Below are 17,508 nucleotides of genomic sequence, written 5' to 3'. Positions count from 1 at the left end.
CCTCCATCTCTCCTATAGGTCTAAACGTCTTTGTTCGCTGTGTCGCGTATTTCCGTTCGATGTGCGTAAATATTACTTAAAATTGCTTTGATAACCGCGTAAGTTGGGATAGCTAAAATAATTCCCCAAAGACCCGCTAAACTTCCTGCAGACAAGATAATTGTGATGACTGTCAATGGGTGGATGTCCAAAGATTTCCCCATGACGTTCGGTGTAATCAAGTTACTTTCAATCTGTTGTGCCACGAGCATAATGATCGCTACCCAAACGGCCATAATCGGGTCTTGGATAAACCCAATCACCATAGCCGGAATAACAGCCAAATATGGACCTAAGAATGGAATAACATTCGTCAGCATTCCAAATAGAGCAAGCAATAGAGAGTACTCTAAGCCGATAATCAAGTATCCGATGTACAGCATAACTCCTACTAAAAAACTAACAAGTAACTGACCTTGTATGTATGTTTTCAATGTTTCATCAATGTCCGCTAGCGTTTTGCGAATCCATGTCTTGCGCTCACCTTTGAAGAACTTTGCAACAAATGGTGCAAAGCGTTCATGATCTTTCAACATATAAATTAGGAAAAACGGAACTAAGACAAGCATAAAGATTCCTTGGAACAAGCTTTGGAAGAAGTTGATTAGTACGGCTCCACCCATAACTGCAAATTCGTTCACACGACCAATTGCTTCTTGAATAGAGTCTTGCATATTTTCAGGGAGTCGATCACGTTGATCTAACAAATAGGCCGTCATATTCTCTACTTCCCGTATAATAACAGGTGCGTTTTCTACTAATTGATTCACCTGTTTTGTAAGTGGAGGAGCGACTACAGCAACAAATGCAGAGATTGCACCTACAAGTAAAAGCAGAACAATCGAGATAGATCCCCAACGAGGGACTTTACGCTTTTCTAAAAATTTGACTAACGGGCGCATCAGATAGAATAATACGCCACCTAATAAGGCAGGTATGAAAATTGTGCTAAGGACAATAAACAGCGGACTGAATATCGCTTGCACCTCTATTACCATTCGAATAATGAGAAGCGTCAAAAGAATCGCGACGCCTACTTGGAACCAAAGCTTTTTTGTCATTCCATCTACTCCTTTGGTGGTTTTGGATCCACTTTATCAATATCTTGTTTCAATAAGATGAAGCCAATGACTGCAGATACTAAAGATGCACCCATCGTAATGAGTACTTTGTTTTGAAAAGTTACGTCCGGATGATCACGTAAGATTAAGACGGAGAAAAATGCGGAAATAACCATGATTGGAACGAGCCATTTCACTTTTTTCATGCGTTCTCCTCCCAATCATCGCCTGCGACTTCTTGCACAGTTCGTTCGACTTCAGCGCGCGTCATCTTCTCGCGACCGGACTTCATCGCATCTAATGTTTTATGCGCAAACGTCAGTGGCAATTGACAGAACAAGCGGATACTCCTTTTTGAGATATCCTCCATATACGCATCCGCCTTCGCAAGGTTCTCTTCTGCATAAGAAAACATATCCGCTCGCGTCCATTCTTTCGGAAAATAACCTACTCCACGTTCAGAATCTTCTTCTTGATTGCGCAAAATATTCACGGCTTGTAGGCCACGTCCGTAACCAATGGCAAGATCACGGTCTGTGCGGATTCCGGAATCCCATTCCCATAAATCCGATAACATGACCCCTACAAGACCCGCGACGTAGTACGTGTAATCGTCTAAATCTTCATGTGTTTCGACTTTCCATTCTTTTAGTGCCCATTTGGCCATACCTTCAGCCATTTCAGCTGTTGCCAGTTGCATTCGCATCCGAGCACCTGCTGGGCAGTAGTCGATCCAATCTCCCAGACGGCGCGTCACTTCTGGCATCAAAGGTAGAATGGGTTGGAGTACTTGTTGGTAAGCCACGTCATCAAACGGCCCTTCTAATAAGGCAGCGGTTTTCTTCAAGATATCTGCCTTTAGCTCTTTCGGAATCTCTTCATGGTCTTCAATTTCATCAATTGCCCGCATACATAAATAAGCGGATGCAACTGCTTTTTTCAAATCACGTTGTAAAAAGGTAATCGGTATGTAAAATGTGCGGCTCGTCTCTTTTAAGACACGCATCGCATCACGTGTACTAGTCAAGTGAATCCTCCGTTCTATATCCTTCATCTCTTTCATTGTACCAAAAAACCTCCCCAGACGGAGAGGTCAGCCTAGGTAGCGCTGCTCAAATTGTTGAACGGGCAGTGGATGCGAAAAATAAAAGCCCTGCCCTTTTGTACACCCGTTTTGCAATAAGAATTCGGCTTGCTCTTCACGCTCAATTCCTTCTGCGACCAATTCAAATCCAAGATTTCTACCCATTTCAATAATTGTTTTAACTAGGGTAGCTTGTCCTTTGTTAGCGGGTACTTCTTTAATAAACGACTTATCGATCTTGATAAAATCAATCGGTAACTGATTCAAAATACCGAGCGATGAATACCCTGTCCCAAAGTCATCAATGTAAATCCTCACACCAAGTTGACGGAGTTTAAACAAAATAGGAATTGCCGCATCAATATTTTGTACCATGCCTTCCGTTAATTCGATGCCTAACAGTTTTGCGGGAATGCCACTTTCAATCAGCATCAATTCCAATCGATCCATAAAGTTCGACACTTCTAACTGTGCGCTCGATACGTTTACTGCTATACGGAGTGGTGTTCCCGCTTTATCCCAAATGCTCACTTGGCGAATAGCCTGTTTTAATACCCATTCTCCTATCGCTACAATTTGGCCAGATTCTTCTGCAATCGGAATAAACTCTGCAGGTGAGATTTCTCCGAGTATCGGATGGTGCCAACGGATCAGTGCTTCAGCGCCTTGAATTTTATTGGAGACTAAAGACACTTTCGGCTGATAGTACAGCTCAAACTCTTGAAAATCAAGCGCCCGCTTCAAATCGTGTTCGATACGCAAGCGTCGTTTTTGTAGCTCTTCATTTTCCCGTACGTAGTATTGCACATTGTTTTTTCCTTTTCGCTTGGCTCTCTTAAGTGTTGCATTTGCTTTCGATAATAAGCTATCTACGTTTGTAGCATCCTCAGGGAAGCTTGCAACCCCAATACTTACACTAACAAATAACTCCTCTTGCTTCACAAGGAACGGGCTTTGAAAGGACTCCATAAACTGTTGGATTTTCAGTCCCATTGCTTCCCGGTCATAGAATGGATAAGCAATAATAAATTCATCTCCACCATAACGTGCCATCAATGTCTCTTGACCAAAATACATAGGGATTCGTTCTGCAATAAGTTGTAAAACTTCATCACCTGTCTCGAAGCCCATCATTTCATTAATAAACTTTAATCGGTCTACATTGAAATAAAGAAGTGCAATTTGCTCTCCATCTTCTGCTCGTTCTAATTGCTGCTCTAACTGGCGATTAAAAAAGACTTGATTCGGTAGTTGCGTCAATGTATCTGTCATCGCAATTCGACGCATCGTTTCTTGCAGTTCAACTTCTTTCGTGAAATCAAATGTAACGCCGACAATTCGTATGACCTTCCCTGCATCATCTTTAATAGGTTCTCCAACAGAGCGAACGTGGGCAATTGATCCGTCTTTTTTGTGAAGACGCCACTCTGCTTCCGAGCGCTCGCCACTCAACAATCGATCAAATTGACGTTTCACGATATGCTTGTCAGCCTCTACAGCATGGGTATACCAAATCTGGTAATCTTCATCTATTTCTTCCTCTGAATAGCCAAACAATTGCACAATACCTGTAGATACTTTTAGTTTTTTGGTCGCTACATCTATGCTCCAAATCCAAGCACTTGAATTAAAATAAAGTGCATCCAGTTCTGTTTGAACTTTTTTTAGTTCGGCCTGTTTACCTTCCAAGTCGTAAAAGGTCAGAATCTTCTCTTTTGACAAGCGATTTCGGGAAGACACCAACCACCCAATCACCACTCCAATTGCCCCTGCCCCTGCAACATCTAATGCGATGTGATACGTAGGAAGATCCGCTCCAAAAAAAGAATAGAAAAAGGCAGCAACAGACAAAATAAGACCAAACATCACCATCGAGAATCGGGTCGTCATTCGTTTGCCACCGCCTTTTTGCGTTTAGCTTCAGTTTACCGGATTGTTATGAAATTGGGTAGTGGGAATAGCGTACAACCCATTCAGAATCTTTTTGTAAAAGTGCGAGTCCAACATAGCCTTGTTTTAACAGCTGTTGTTGGCGTTTTATGTCTGCCATCGGGATGTCTTCGAAAAAGGCTTCCTCCACTTTGTTCTGGAAATCTTTTAAAAATACATAGCGCATCTTCCCGCCGTATTTTTCTTTCAATGCGATAATGTGCATGCCGAGTGAAAATTTGTCTTTTAAACTGGGAATATTAAAAGGTGCAACCGTCGCACAAACGTAGCGGTACGGAGTAGTGGTAAGTTGCTCCATCCACCACTCTCCCATCTGGCGCTGTAGACCAAATCCTTGTACGTCTGGATCAACTAATGAGATTTCAGAATAAATCACTTGGGGCCACAACTCATTGGGAATGTGTGCATCGAGTGCTAAGTGTTCCGGGTCATTTGGTGGTGGTACTAAAAAGGCCCGTGCTGCGACTAATTTTTCAGATCCCCACACACCTGCAAATAACTTTTGTTCAATAATCGTATTTATTTCATCCGTGGTGAGCTTTTGCAGTCTCGACGGATCATCTAAGGACTGCGCTACTTTTTCTTGCAATTCATACAGTGCATCTCGATCTTGATTTCCCAAGAGTCTCATAACACCTTTTTTATCACCTAGTGATATCATGGCGCAATGACCGTTTGGTGACGTACTGTTAACTCCTCAAGCACCGACTCGTCTACATCGACGCCAAGGCCTGCTTGGTCATTTAGTGCAATAAACGGAACGTCATAGTGGAGATTGCCAATATCTTTTGAGAATTTTAATGGGCCAGTCAGTTCTACACTAGAGAAAATCTTTTTAGCAAAGGCCACATGGAAACCAGCTGCTGACCCCACTGAAGACTCGACCATCGAGCCAATCTGACAATCAATCCCTGCCATCTCCGCCATATGCGCGAGTTTCATCGCTGGATAAATCCCTCCGCACTTCATGAGTTTAATGTTCGCTTTGTGTGCTGCGCCTAGCTTAATAACTTGCAACATTTCCCGCTTGTATTTGAGCCCTTCATCAATCATCAATGGAATAGCAGACTTTGACTTGATCTCTACCATTCCGTCTAGGTCATCCGCTTTTACAGGTTGCTCTAACCAATCAATGCCTAGGTCTTTCATCTGTTCAATAGCTTGCAATGTGGACGACGCATTGACCCATCCTTGATTCACGTCTACGCGAATGGCGATATCAGGTCCCACTTCATTACGTACAGCACGAATGCGCGCGACATCACTTGTCACATCACGCCCCACTTTCATTTTAAATGAGGAATACCCTTGTTCCATTCGCTCACGAGCTTCTTGTGCCATTGCTTCTGGCTCACCGATACTTAGCACATGTGTAATAGGGAAACGTTCATGGAAACGTCCGCCTAGTAAATCATAAACGGGTACACCTAGTTTTTTACCGACAACGTCATAACACGCAATATCCAGTGCAGCTTTTGCAGCAGGTGCTTGATAGACGATGGCATCCATCTTGTCATGAAGCGTCTCAAAGTGCATCGGATTGTGGCCAATCAGAGCTGGTGCCAAGGAGTGTTGAAGAAGTGCGAATGTGCTCTCCCAAGATTCACCCGTCACATGATCATCCGCAACAGCTTCTCCGTAGCCCACAATCCCTTCATCTGTAGTAATTTTCACGATAATCGATGGCATATCATCATACGTGTGATAACTCACAATAAACGGACTGATGAGTGGCAGTCGAATAGCATAGAGGTCAATTTGAGTAATTTTCATAACAATCATCCTTTACAAAAAGAGTTGGGTTGTTTATAGTTGTCGTTAAATAGTCGTTATATAAAAAGAAAGGGGGCTTTTCATGGCATTTGCAATCGGCATTGTCAGTTCTGAGTTATTTGTTCCAAGAATTCAGGAGGTATCTTCAGAATTTTCTGATGTTCACTTTTATTATTATACGTATAAACAAGCCTCCGACGCAAGAGAGATTGCCCAAACGATGCGTGAAGTAGATGCTATCTTTTTTGCCGGAACGTTTCCGTACTACCACGCTAAACCTATTATTGAAGAACGAGGTATTCCCGTCTATGTGATGCGCCAAGATGAAGCGGTCATTACGGCGTCTCTGTTACAAGCGAGCTGGACTTATCAAGTTTCGTCTGATGAAATTTCAATTGATGTGACGGAGCCACAACTAGTTCATGAAATAATCGGAGAAATTTCTCCTTCGCACCCTGTTGGCCCCGTGCTGCAAATTACGCCGGAAATGCCTTTATCAGCAATCGTTCAATTTCACACACGCGCGCAAACGAGTGGTCGCGCAAAAGTCGCTGTTACGAGCATACATGCGGTGCATGAAGAACTCTCAAGCAGAGGAATGCCTTCTCTGTTCATGCATGAATTGCGTCGCACATTGTCACGAGCACTTGCACAAACAGCGTATCTTGCACGACTAGCCAAAAGCCAAAAAGCAGAGCCAGCGGTCTTACTTGCTCGTCATTCCGGAAATGATCCACATTTTACAACAATGCTTCGTCAGTATCTCCAAAGTCCTTGGTTTTCCTACGACGCAGATACGGCTCAATTCATTACGACACGTAAGCATGTCGATTATGTCATCGGCCTTTCCGAGTTTCGTGAGTACCTTGAAACTTCTGGAGCACAGACCGGAATCGGCTATGGACTCGATATTCTTTCTGCCACAAAACACGCAGTAGACGCGCTTGATTACAGTGGACCTGGCGAAATTTTCATGATGGATGCCCAAAAGAACTTATCCAGTCCGATATCCTCCGCACGCATTTCGTTGAAGCTCACGGAACCGAATCAAGTGCAACTTGCCAAACGAATGGGACTGAGTCCTGCAAACTTATCCAAGCTTCTCAGATTCCATGCGATTCATCCGTCAAATCAATTTACAGCGCAAGATCTCGAAAACCATTTACAAGTCACGCGTCGCTCCACGGAACGAATCATCAAAAAATGTGTAGATCATGGCCTTATTATAGCTAGCGGTGAGGAAATGACATACCAACAAGGACGACCTCGTACAATTTACACGTTTACACTACCTGATTACCTTAGTTGAGAGAAAATCCGACCCACTAGTGGGCCGGATTTTTTTATGCGCTTTGAACCGCGACTTGTTGTTGGATTTTGACAATTGTAAATCCAGTAAATGCATACAAGATCGAAATTACTGGAACAACAAAGTTTAGTACTGCGTAAGGTGCGTATTCAAATGCACCAACGCCTAGTGTTCCAAGTATGAACACACCACACGTATTCCATGGGAAGAAAACGGATGTCAATGTTCCACCGTCTTCAAGCGCACGAGACAAGTTACGTGAATCGAGACCCTTCTCTTCGTATGAATCTGCAAACATACGTGCCGGAACAACAATCGATATATATTGCTCAGAACATGTTGCATTCGTTGTGACTGCAGCAGCAATCGTAGCCGCAATAAGAGATCCGGTCGATTTCGCCAGACGAAGAATGTGCGACATGATAGATTGAAGCATTCCTGAATATTCAAGAATCCCACCAAACGTCATCGCAACAATCGTCATGGATACTGTATACATCATGGAATCAAGACCACCACGGTTGAACAAATCATCTACGAGTTCGTTCCCGCTATCAATCACATAACCTGCTTGCAGTGCCGAAACTGCACCAGCTAAAGATCCACCTTGCACAAAAATTTGAGCGAGAACACCGAGCACAATTCCAACAATCAGCGCTGGAATAGCTGGTACTTTTAGAGCGACCAGTACAATAACCGCTAAAGGAATCAAGAGTAACCAAGCGGAAATATCAAACTGCTGATTCAATTCGATAATCGTTTGATTGATCGCCTGTTGGTCAATTGCTCCGTCTGCAAAGTTCTGACCAAGTACCCAGTACACCGCAAGAGCAATCAAAATTCCCGGAATCGTTGTAAACAACATGTGTCTAATATGTACAAAGAGATCAGTTCCAGTCAGTCCAGAAGCCAAGTTCGTCGTATCGGAAAGCGGAGACATTTTATCTCCGAAATAAGCACCAGAAATAACTGCACCTGCAATCATCGGTGCAGGAATCCCCATACTAAGACCAATTCCCATACCGGCTACACCGATCGTTCCCATCGTTGACCACGAACTACCGATCGCAAGCGCTACGACCGCACAGATGAGTGTAATCGTGACAAGGAAAAACGCCGGTGAAATAATTTTCAGCCCGAAGTAAATCATCGTAGCAACGACGCCACTACCGATCCAAGCCCCAATTGTAAGCCCTACCAAAATAATGATGACGACAGCTGGGAGCGCTAAGCGAATCCCTTTATACATCATCTCTTCGATTTCTTTCCACTTAAAGCCATGTTTCCATGCTACTAATGCAGCTATGGATGTTCCAATAATCAATGGAATATGCGGTCCTTGTTCGAGGACAACAATCGTGTAAAACATCACAAGAATCATGAGAAATAGAGGAAGAACAGCCCATCCCAGTGCCATTTCCTTTTTCTCGATTGTTGGTTTTTCCATTTCAACACCCCTTATGTCGGTAATATGTCGGTAATGGAGTAATCATACGAGTGTGACAGAATTTTGTCAATGATAAATATGCAGAAAAAAGGTCCCTGTTTCGTGAATTCAGGGACCTCCTTTCTAGCCCTATTTTGTTGCGTGACGGAGGACTTGCGCTAGTACACGCGAAGCTTCCGGTAAAATTGATGTATCAAACGACATGTCCGGATGATGCAAACCGTGTGTCATACCAGCACCCACACCAATCATAGCTGCTTTCAAGTCAGGGCGTCGCACCGTATAGCAATGGAAATCGTCGCTTCCCGACGTGTGGACTTCTGGTTCTAAGGCCTCGTCTCCAACTGAGTCAAGTATTCCTTCGCGCGCTAGATTAGCTGCTTCATCTGCGACCTCTGCTCCTGGTGTAATGTCTTGCCATTCCCAGTCAATCGTCACGTCAAATTGTTGTCCGACTGCACGTAACTTGCGCTCGAGTTGCTCTTTCATCTGATGCAGCACCTCATTTTTTTGTGCCCTCGCATCAATAGCGAAAGATGCTTGCCCTGGAATGATGTTTAAACTCTCTCCACCGGCATGAATATTTGTCAGTTTTACAGAGTACGCCTCGAATGGAGAATAGTAAATCGTATTCAGCATCTGATGAATCGCTACGATGACATCAATCGCATTTTTCCCTTGATGCGGTCGTGCACCGTGCGCATCCACACCATGTATCTTTCCTTTCAAGAACATCGCGGCCCCATGATGGATGGCTGGTGAAAACTTACCGAAGTCTAGCTCTTCTGCAGGTCGCAAGTGCACACCAAAAAGATGCGTTACGCCGTCTACAGCACCGCGATCGATCATCGCATTCGCTCCGTTCCCTTTTTCTTCTGCCGGCTGGAAAATGAACCGGATTGTTTTTTGGAAGTCTTCATCTTTGAGTTCTGCGAGCGCACCCAGCACCATCGCCATATTAGCATCGTGACCACAGGAATGATTGGCTTGATAGGCGCCGTTTACTTCCTGCCACAAAGCATCGATGTCCGCTCGGATAGCAATGACCTCCTCCCCCTGGCCGATTTCTGCAACAAGTCCTGTCACATCGTCGAAGGTTTGATAGCGAACACCAAGCTCGTCCATGATCTGCGCAAGCTTGTTCGTCGTTTTGATTTCCTTCCAGCTGACCTCAGCATGTGTGTGAAAGTGTGTGTACCACTCTAAAATCTGTTGTACTCTTGTCATCGTGCTCCCCCTTTTTGTATCGCTCTCTATCCGTGCTATACTAGTACTGATGATAATTTGAAATGGAGGACTTTTCAATGGCGAAAACAGGTTACTTTTTAATGGAATCTGGCGACAAGCTAGAATTCGAACTATTTCCAAACGAAGCACCAAACACAGTAGCAAACTTTGAACAACTTGCAAACTCAGGATTCTACGATGGTGTCATCTTCCACCGCGTTATCCCAGGTTTCGTTTCACAAGGTGGCGACCCAACTGGTACAGGTATGGGCGGCAGCGGCAAAACAATTAAATGTGAAACAGAAGGCAACCCACATAAGCATGAGCCAGGCAGCCTTTCTATGGCACACGCTGGCCGTGATACAGGGTCAAGCCAATTCTTCATCGTGCATGAGTCACAACCACACTTAGATGGCGTCCACACAGTGTTCGGCAAATTAACGTCTGGCGTGGATGTTGCACGCAATATGTCGAATGGCGACAAAATGAAAGAAGTACGCGTTCACGCTTAATTTTAGATGTGGAGCCGACTGTTCAGAAATTGTGCGAACTACCAGCGTGGGCTGTGAAGCGCTTTTTGCTTCATAGAACGCGATGGTAGTTTGCGGGATTTCTAGGAGGCGCAACTCGATTCCATTTAGATGTGGAGAACGCCACTCTAGAAACTCCGGCATACACCGATTTGGTGTGTGTCGGAGTTTTTTTGTTAGCTAAGTAGTCGTTTGTGAATAATTGGAATCAACTTCCAAAAGGTACCTGGTACCCGCACAATTCCAACACAATTTATGAAAATGTAGAAATCAACGCAGGAATGCGGGTTCACAATGCATACTTAGTGAATAGTCATGAATATCAGAATAGTTTGTGGGACAGGTACCTAAAAAACGACACGCATCAAATACCAGCGTTCTTCTGTTGGAGCTGGACATTCATACCCTGACTCATACATAGATAGTTTTCCGTCCAGGACTGCTTGAATACCCGCTATCTCTTCGAATGAGTCAGCTATTTCCAATAATTCTATGTAGTTGCGATCAATATCAGAATAAGAAGGGTCCGCACCATTTTCTAGAGCAAATTTTTTCCATGCCAAATTTGTCGCATAAATCTTGCCGTCTGGGTGTATAAGCGCCAGGTTCTCTTGAAAAGAGTCGAGCAACACTTGATCCATAATCCCCCCTCCTTTTGTCTCATTATACGATGATTTCCAACATATTTACTATTTTTAAGAAAATAAAAATAGCTCCCTCAGCATGAATGAATTCATGAGAAAGAGCTAGGTTCGATTAATTTGGATATGATGTGTGTTCACGGTTGAAAAGTACAAATCCTTCCTTGTCTGAGTCTAGTAGACAACGTCGTGCAATCAGTTGGTGTGCAGAATCGAGGTCAATCCTCACTTCATCAATCTTGCGCTGTTTCAGACCTTCTAACCCTACTGATAATTCCTCCACTTGCCGTGATGTTGTCAATGTAAAGATATTCTCTCCAGTAAATAGCGGCGCTGTTTCCACTTGATTTAAGTGGTAAAGATCCCATTCAGGATTTGTGTATAGTATCGTGCCGTCCGGGTCTACAATTGCCGCTTGATCCATTAGCACTTCCATAAAATTTTGAATAAAAAATCCGATTTTCTCCATTGCGTTCACTCCTGCCAGACCCTTATGTTGCGGAGGGTCTATTCCTGCTTAGCACTCTTATTATATCCGCATTTGCAATTTATCAAACACTTGTGTATAATAAGCCACTTTTCTGACAATTCGGTATAAATTAGGTTATAAGAAAAACCCCTCCAAATAAGAGGGGCTTCCTAAGCAGTATTAGTTTACGTCTGCTGTTTCAATTGCTGCTAAACGCTCTTCCACTTGCTCCGGTGTCATGTTGTGCTCGACGACATAGCGGTTGCGTGGATGCGTACGGCACTCGTGTGAACAAGAACGCATGTATTTGTGTTCGTTTTCTTCTGAAGTTAAAATCTTGTCATTACACTCTGGGTTCGCACAGTTTACGTAGCGTTCACATGGCGTTCCGTCAAAGTGGTCCTTCCCGACGATTACATGCTCGACGCGGTTGATCGGTACAGCAATACGGTTATCAAATACGTACATTTGACCATCCCAAAGCTGTCCTTTCACCTCTGGATCTGTCCCGTATGTGTGAATTCCACCGTGCAATTGACCCACATCTTCAAACCCTTCACGTTTCAACCAGCCAGAGAATTTTTCACAACGAATTCCGCCTGTGCAATACGTAAGGATCTTTTTACCTTCTAATTTGTCTTTATTGTCTTTGATCCATTGTGGCAAGTCGCGGAAATTGCGAATGTCCGGACGCACAGAACCACGGAAGTGACCAAGGTCATATTCGTAATCATTGCGTGCATCTAATACAATCGTATCTTCTTGTTGCATCTGCTCGAAGAATTCTTTAGGCGACAGATACGTGCCTGTTAATTCATTTGGATTGATGTCCTCTTCAAGGCCGAGGTGAACGATTTCATTTTTCGCACGAACATGCATTTTTTTGAAGGCATGCTCATCTGCGTCATCCATCTTCCACATGATGTCTTTGAAGCGCTCATCGTTGTTCATCATATCCATGTAGGCGTCGGTTTGTTCAATTGTTCCTGAACACGTTCCATTGATTCCTTCATGCGACACGAGGATGCGTCCTTTTAATCCGATTTCCTTACACGCAGCCAAATGTTCTGCTGCAAATGTTTCCGGGTCTTCGATTGCGACATATTTATAATAAAGTAATACACGATACTCTTTCATGTTAGCTTGTTCCACCTTTAGTTTTATTCATCAAAACAGTATACCAAAGGTTTATCAAAATTTCTAGATGTATTCCTCATTTTGTAAGCGCAAAAGCAAGTGTTCAAAATTTTGTTGAAAATGTGCGTTGGCTTCTTTAGACCGTTTTTTCGGCCCTTTCATTCGCCCGCCTGCTTGGCGAATCTTTTTCGCGACATGTCGTCTTTCGAGCATACCCAAGATGTTGTCATTCGTGTATTCATGCCCATTTTGATCCATGACATAGCCACCCCGTGCTAGCACCATCGCTGCAAGCCCGTAATCCTGGGTGACGACGACATCTCCTTTGTTCATTTGATTCACTAGTACAAAGTCGACGGCATCCGCCCCTTTTAAAACAGTAAGCGTCTCGGCTCCTTCTCGTTCCATGACGTGTGCTGTGTCACAAATCAAGAGAACCGGTAGAGAAAGTTTTTGCCCACTTTCAATGACTTCTGAAACGACGGGGCATCCGTCTGCATCTACAATAATTCGCATCATTTTCCCCCTAGCTTATTTCAAAGCGAGTAGAACTCGTCCCACTCGCAGACTTGTGGACTTTCAGTTTGGCTGGAATGGCCGCTTGTAATTCTTTGACGTGTGAAATGACACCAATCAAACGGCCGGTTCGTTGCAGTTGTACCAGTGCATCGATTGCTTTTTGAAGCGATTCTTCATCAAGTGAACCAAAGCCTTCATCGATAAACATCGTATCGATTTGAATACCACCGTTCATCTCTTGCATAACGTCCGCCATACCAAGTGCGAGGCTAAGGGAAGCATGGAACTTTTCGCCACCTGACAAGCTTTTGACATCACGGAACTGGCCCGTATATCCGTCATAGACATCGAGTTGCAGACCACTTTGCTTGCCGTGACTTTCTTGTCTCTCGCTACGGACCAAACGGAATTGCCCACCGGAAAGTGACTCTAGACGCTGATTGGCTGCTTCTGTAATCTGCTCCAAGTAGGCAACCAACATATAGCGCTCAAATGAAAGCTTCTTTGCGTTTTGTCCCCGGAGTGCATCGTATAGGGCTGTGGTTGTCGCAAGTTTGTTCTCTGTATCCCCGACTCTCTCTTTCAATTCAACGAACTGAACAACGAGGCGATTCGCCGTTTGTAGCTTGTTCGCTAGTTGTTGCGTCTCCTGTTTGTACGTTTCCCACTGCGTTTTGACTTGGCTCACCAAGCCTTTCTGTACTTCGAGCGAGCCGTCTTCTTTGTATCCTTCCAGTTCGTTCTCTAATAGTTGACGTTCGGTTGTGACTTGTTGCACTTGTTGTTCATAGTCCCGAAGCTCCTTCTGGTAACGTGAAATATCTCCAGTTGGCAGGACAGCCTGTCGGTAGTCGTCCTCTGTCTGGAAGTGTTGCTCGGCAAGGGCTTGCTCCCAGTCTGTTTCAAGTTGCGTGCATTCCGCTTCAACACGCTTGAGTTGCTCGGTCTCCCAGCTCACTTGTTGGGTCAGAGACTGATAGGCATCACGCACTTCCCCATAAGTCCGCTCCGTTTGCTGCCAACGTGTCAATTGTTCATTCAGTTCCGCTATTTTAGAAGCAGACAGTTGTTTCGTCTCCTGAAGGGATGCCCCGTCCTGTGACTCTTGGAGCGCCACTAGTTGGCCTTGTAACTGCTGCCACTGTTGCATGACGGTTGCCAGTTGGTGTTCTTTTTCAGGAAGCGCCTTTTTTAAGTCATTTACTTCTTGACGAAGTGGCTTGCCTTCTTTGATGCAGGCCTCTGCTTGTTGGCGCTTGTTTTCAAGCACTTGAATCTGTTGCGCTTTTTGTTCCTGCTCTAGTACTACCTGTTCCCGACTATCAACGAGTTCGGAATGGTTGGCTTGAAAATTGGTAAGATCTTGGTCAAGCCGTTCCATCTCTAAAGTAAAGCGTAGCTCTTGTGCTTTAGCTTGTTCTAGCTTTTGCTCGAGGGCGCGTCCATCACCGTTCCCCGTATTAGTGGTTGGCCGAGCCGGGTCCGGATGCTCTATAGATCCGCATACTGGGCAGGCTTTTCCATCATGAAGGTGTCCCACAAGCTGCAGTGCAAGTTGGTTAGCTTGCTCTGCTTGAAAGGCTTGCCAGTCGTGATGGGCTTGTTGTTTAGCTGCGGTCGCACGCTCTACCTTTTCTTGGGCTGCTTTTCGTTCCATCATTTGTTCATTGTACCGGTCGACCAATCGAATCTGTTCACCGAGAGACTGGTACGCTGCTTTCACTTCCGGTAATGCATTACTCTCGCTGTGCAGCTCTTGGTACTGATCCAGCAAATGCTGTAGTCGCTGCTCTTTGTGCTCGACAGTCTGTTGAAGCTTCTTGTGTTCTGCCTGTTTTTCCGAAACAGTGGTGGCGAGTTCTTGTTCTTGTTTCATGAGGTGTTCAAGCTTTTCAAGCTGCCCTATCCGTTCATTTAATCGCTCGATTTGTTGGCGCAAAGCCTGACGTGCTGGTTCTTGGTTTTTTAACTCCTGAAATTCTTCTTCCAGCTTTGTAAAGGTGTCCGTTGTCTGTGCAAGCTTCTGGCGAAGAGTTTCAACATGTGTACGTTTTTCCAACAACTCTTTAGAAGCTTTTTGTTTCATCCCATGAATATGCGAAATGGCGGCGGCACGCACAGCTGCTTCGATACGCACTTGTACTTTCTTCATGAGCGGTTGTTGGTTCGTAAGTGTCTCGTGCTTCTTTAAAAGGTCCTGAAGTCTCGCTTGTTTAGCAGCCAACCATTCAAGCTGTTGAAGCTTTTTTTGTTCCGACTGAAACAGGTTCCATGCGTTTTCTTCTTGCTGTCTGGAAGTGGCGTGTTGCGCAGTCGTCTCATCCATTCCTTTTTGCAAAGCGGTCTCGATTTGATACAAGTTCACTTCTTGCTGCATAAATATAGGTTCTTCTGGGAACAAACCTGCTGCTTGACTGACGAGTGTACTTTGAACAGCGCGGTGCTGTGCAGATACGTCCACGAGATGCTGTCGCTTCTCCCGCAAGTAATCGGTCATCTTTTGAAAACGTTCTGTTCGGAAGAGTTTCCGTAAAATCACTTCTTTTTGATCGGTGGACGACGTCAAGAACTTGCGGAACTCTCCTTGAGGGAGCATGACGATTTGGTGGAACTGATCGGCTGTCATCCCCACAAGTTCCATCAGTTTTGCATTGATTTCCCGAATCGTATACCGCTCGACAAGAGGAATTTCACCTTCTTCTGTAATTTCGACAAGTTCATATTTCTCACCAGTCGCTGTCTTGTTTCCAGCTTTGATATGAGCCATTTGCCGATAAATCCGAATGGTGCGTCCACGGATTTCGAACGTTAGCTCAACTGCTGTATGCAAATCATCTGGTGCAAAGTCACTACGTAACATGCGCGTATCTTGTCGGTCTTCCCCGCTTCCTGTACCAAACAACGCAAAAGACAGCGCATCAAAAATGCTCGTCTTCCCAGCACCAGTTGGACCTGCAATCACAAATAATGTATGCCCGCCTAGCTCCGAAAATTCAATTGTCTCTTGTTCGCGGTAAGGACCAAAAGCGGTCATTTTTAAATGAAGTGGTCGCATCAGTTGTCGCCCTCCTGTTCTGCATGGTGCCATGCCTCTTGAAAGAGAGCCATTGTATCTTCATCCGGCTCTTCACTCGCCAGTTCATGAAGAAACGCTGTGAACAACGCTTTTTCACTTAACTGCTTTCGTTCAGCAAGTGCAACAGACGGTTTAGCATCCATCGCCACCAATTGGCGTTCGACATGAAGCGTGTTCGGGTACACCGTGCGTAGTTGCTCCATCGGGGAAAGGATAGGCCCGTCGTCGAGTAATTTAACGATGACATAGTCCTCACTGACTTCATGTTGCAATACCTCCTGTAAGTTCCCTTCAATCCGACGCATTTTTCTACGCGGTTCGAGGGCATGAAACGAGACGTCCACTTTTCCATCTGCTGCTAAGTCCACGAGCAAAACACCTTTATCGGTTCCTGCTTCTGAGATGGCATAGGTCATCGGACTTCCGGCAAAGCGTACATGATCCGTCCCACAATGATGGGCACGATGAAGATGTCCGAGAGCAGTGTAGTTGAAGTCATGGAACAGTTGAGCAGAGACATATTCCGCCCCGCCGATTGCGAGGGGTCGCTCCGCTTCACTCGTGTTGTCTTCCGGCTCTCCGTATGGCGTGACAAACGCATGACCGACAAATACATGCCGTACATTTTTATCTAGCGGCAGACATGTCTCCAGGATATTCTCCATCGCTTGTTGATGGCTCATTGATTGTTCTTGCTGCAAACGAAATTTGACTTGCGCGGGGTCCATATACGGAACGAGGTGAAAGTCTACTGGTCCTGCTTCGTCTTCAAGACGGACGATATGATTTCCGGGCAGCCAGTCTCCAGCAAGATGCAGCCCCGTCGATTTCATAAATGCCGAACCGAAATGGACACGCCCCGGACTATCATGGTTACCCGTAATTGCTAAGAAAGGGATTTTACGCACCTCAATGACTTCCTGCAACCACTCTCCAAAGAGCTGAATCGCTTCTACAGGAGGAATTGCTCGGTCATAAATGTCACCCGCCAGTACAATGACGTCCGGTTGTTCTTCGTCGATAACTTCTAACAACTTCCACAACATGTGGCGCTGATCATCAAGTAATGATATTCCCTGTAACCATTTACCTAAATGCCAATCGGCTGTATGTAAAATTTTCATATCATGTCTCCTTCTGTCAGGTAGATTTTATCGGGTTATTTCCTATATGACTATAATAGTCAAAATGCTCTATACAGAATGCACTATACTTGTTACTATGAAATTTGAAAAGGAGGGTATTA

Annotated in this window: 16 protein-coding genes; 2 read left to right on the top strand and 14 right to left on the bottom strand. The window is 44.8% G+C overall.

Annotation, left to right across the window (positions count from 1 at the left end; all coding sequences use genetic code 11):
• Nucleotides 1-20 precede the first annotated feature (20 nt).
• The 6 genes from JOD03_RS05730 to JOD03_RS05705 all read right to left on the bottom strand — a co-directional run bounded on the left by JOD03_RS05730 (nt 21) and on the right by JOD03_RS05705 (nt 5,907).
• Nucleotides 21-1,100, bottom strand: coding sequence for an AI-2E family transporter (locus JOD03_RS05730; RefSeq protein WP_204589886.1), 1,080 nt, complete (start codon nt 1,098-1,100; stop codon nt 21-23).
• A gap of 5 nt (nt 1,101-1,105) precedes the next feature.
• Nucleotides 1,106-1,306: a hypothetical protein gene (locus JOD03_RS05725; protein ID WP_204589885.1), complete on the bottom strand. Its 201-nt coding sequence runs from the start codon at nt 1,304-1,306 to the stop codon at nt 1,106-1,108.
• The gene (locus tag JOD03_RS05720) at nt 1,303-2,106 is read right to left on the bottom strand and encodes a squalene/phytoene synthase family protein (RefSeq protein ID WP_420837247.1); all 804 of its coding nucleotides are present in this window, start codon (nt 2,104-2,106) and stop codon (nt 1,303-1,305) included. The genes JOD03_RS05725 and JOD03_RS05720 overlap by 4 nt, the downstream gene beginning before the upstream one ends.
• Nucleotides 2,107-2,193: 87 nt before the next feature.
• Nucleotides 2,194-4,074 (bottom strand): putative bifunctional diguanylate cyclase/phosphodiesterase, encoded by a 1,881-nt coding sequence (locus JOD03_RS05715; protein ID WP_204589884.1) that lies wholly within the window; start codon nt 4,072-4,074, stop codon nt 2,194-2,196.
• 46 nt (nt 4,075-4,120) lie between these two features.
• Nucleotides 4,121-4,756, bottom strand: a complete 636-nt coding sequence (locus JOD03_RS05710) for a hypothetical protein (RefSeq protein ID WP_204589883.1) — start codon at nt 4,754-4,756, stop codon at nt 4,121-4,123.
• A gap of 35 nt (nt 4,757-4,791) precedes the next feature.
• Nucleotides 4,792-5,907: a mandelate racemase/muconate lactonizing enzyme family protein gene (locus tag JOD03_RS05705; protein WP_204589882.1), complete on the bottom strand. Its 1,116-nt coding sequence runs from the start codon at nt 5,905-5,907 to the stop codon at nt 4,792-4,794.
• A gap of 82 nt (nt 5,908-5,989) precedes the next feature.
• On the opposite strand from JOD03_RS05705, the gene JOD03_RS05700 reads away from it, so the two are divergent.
• Complete coding sequence (locus JOD03_RS05700; protein ID WP_204589881.1) at nt 5,990-7,216, top strand: hypothetical protein; 1,227 nt, start codon at nt 5,990-5,992, stop codon at nt 7,214-7,216.
• Between the two features lie 34 nt (nt 7,217-7,250).
• Here the strand turns inward: JOD03_RS05700 and nhaC are convergent, their stop codons facing one another.
• Together nhaC and JOD03_RS05690 are read right to left on the bottom strand one after the other, a co-directional pair.
• On the bottom strand, nt 7,251-8,663 hold the full coding sequence (nhaC, locus tag JOD03_RS05695) for a Na+/H+ antiporter NhaC (RefSeq protein ID WP_204589880.1): 1,413 nt from the start codon (nt 8,661-8,663) through the stop codon (nt 7,251-7,253).
• 129 nt (nt 8,664-8,792) lie between these two features.
• Complete coding sequence (locus JOD03_RS05690; protein WP_204589879.1) at nt 8,793-9,890, bottom strand: amidohydrolase; 1,098 nt, start codon at nt 9,888-9,890, stop codon at nt 8,793-8,795.
• A gap of 77 nt (nt 9,891-9,967) precedes the next feature.
• Between JOD03_RS05690 and JOD03_RS05685 the strand changes: the two genes are divergently transcribed.
• Nucleotides 9,968-10,402, top strand: a complete 435-nt coding sequence (locus JOD03_RS05685; RefSeq protein ID WP_204589878.1) for a peptidylprolyl isomerase — start codon at nt 9,968-9,970, stop codon at nt 10,400-10,402.
• Nucleotides 10,403-10,767: 365 nt separating this feature from the next.
• Here the strand turns inward: JOD03_RS05685 and JOD03_RS05680 are convergent, their stop codons facing one another.
• From JOD03_RS05680 to JOD03_RS05655, 6 genes are all read right to left on the bottom strand, one after another.
• Nucleotides 10,768-11,061, bottom strand: a complete 294-nt coding sequence (locus tag JOD03_RS05680; RefSeq protein ID WP_204589877.1) for a hypothetical protein — start codon at nt 11,059-11,061, stop codon at nt 10,768-10,770.
• 115 nt (nt 11,062-11,176) lie between these two features.
• Nucleotides 11,177-11,530 (bottom strand): hypothetical protein, encoded by a 354-nt coding sequence (locus tag JOD03_RS05675; RefSeq protein ID WP_204589876.1) that lies wholly within the window; start codon nt 11,528-11,530, stop codon nt 11,177-11,179.
• Between the two features lie 180 nt (nt 11,531-11,710).
• A complete protein-coding gene (trhO, locus tag JOD03_RS05670; RefSeq protein ID WP_204589875.1) occupies nt 11,711-12,667 on the bottom strand; it encodes an oxygen-dependent tRNA uridine(34) hydroxylase TrhO in 957 nt (318 codons plus the stop codon).
• 63 nt (nt 12,668-12,730) lie between these two features.
• The gene (locus JOD03_RS05665; RefSeq protein ID WP_204589874.1) at nt 12,731-13,186 is read right to left on the bottom strand and encodes a YaiI/YqxD family protein; all 456 of its coding nucleotides are present in this window, start codon (nt 13,184-13,186) and stop codon (nt 12,731-12,733) included.
• Between the two features lie 7 nt (nt 13,187-13,193).
• On the bottom strand, nt 13,194-16,241 hold the full coding sequence (locus tag JOD03_RS05660) for an AAA family ATPase (protein ID WP_204589873.1): 3,048 nt from the start codon (nt 16,239-16,241) through the stop codon (nt 13,194-13,196).
• Nucleotides 16,241-17,386: an exonuclease SbcCD subunit D gene (locus JOD03_RS05655; RefSeq protein ID WP_204589872.1), complete on the bottom strand. Its 1,146-nt coding sequence runs from the start codon at nt 17,384-17,386 to the stop codon at nt 16,241-16,243. The genes JOD03_RS05660 and JOD03_RS05655 overlap by 1 nt, the downstream gene beginning before the upstream one ends.
• Between the last annotated feature and the right edge of the window lie 122 nt (nt 17,387-17,508).

Origin of the sequence: Chryseomicrobium aureum, from assembly GCF_016909155.1 — a bacterium.
Taxonomy (GTDB): Bacteria; Bacillota; Bacilli; order Bacillales_A; family Planococcaceae; genus Chryseomicrobium; species Chryseomicrobium aureum.
The sequence above is the reverse complement of the archived record's forward strand: the minus strand, read 5'-3'. Positions and strand labels throughout refer to the sequence as shown.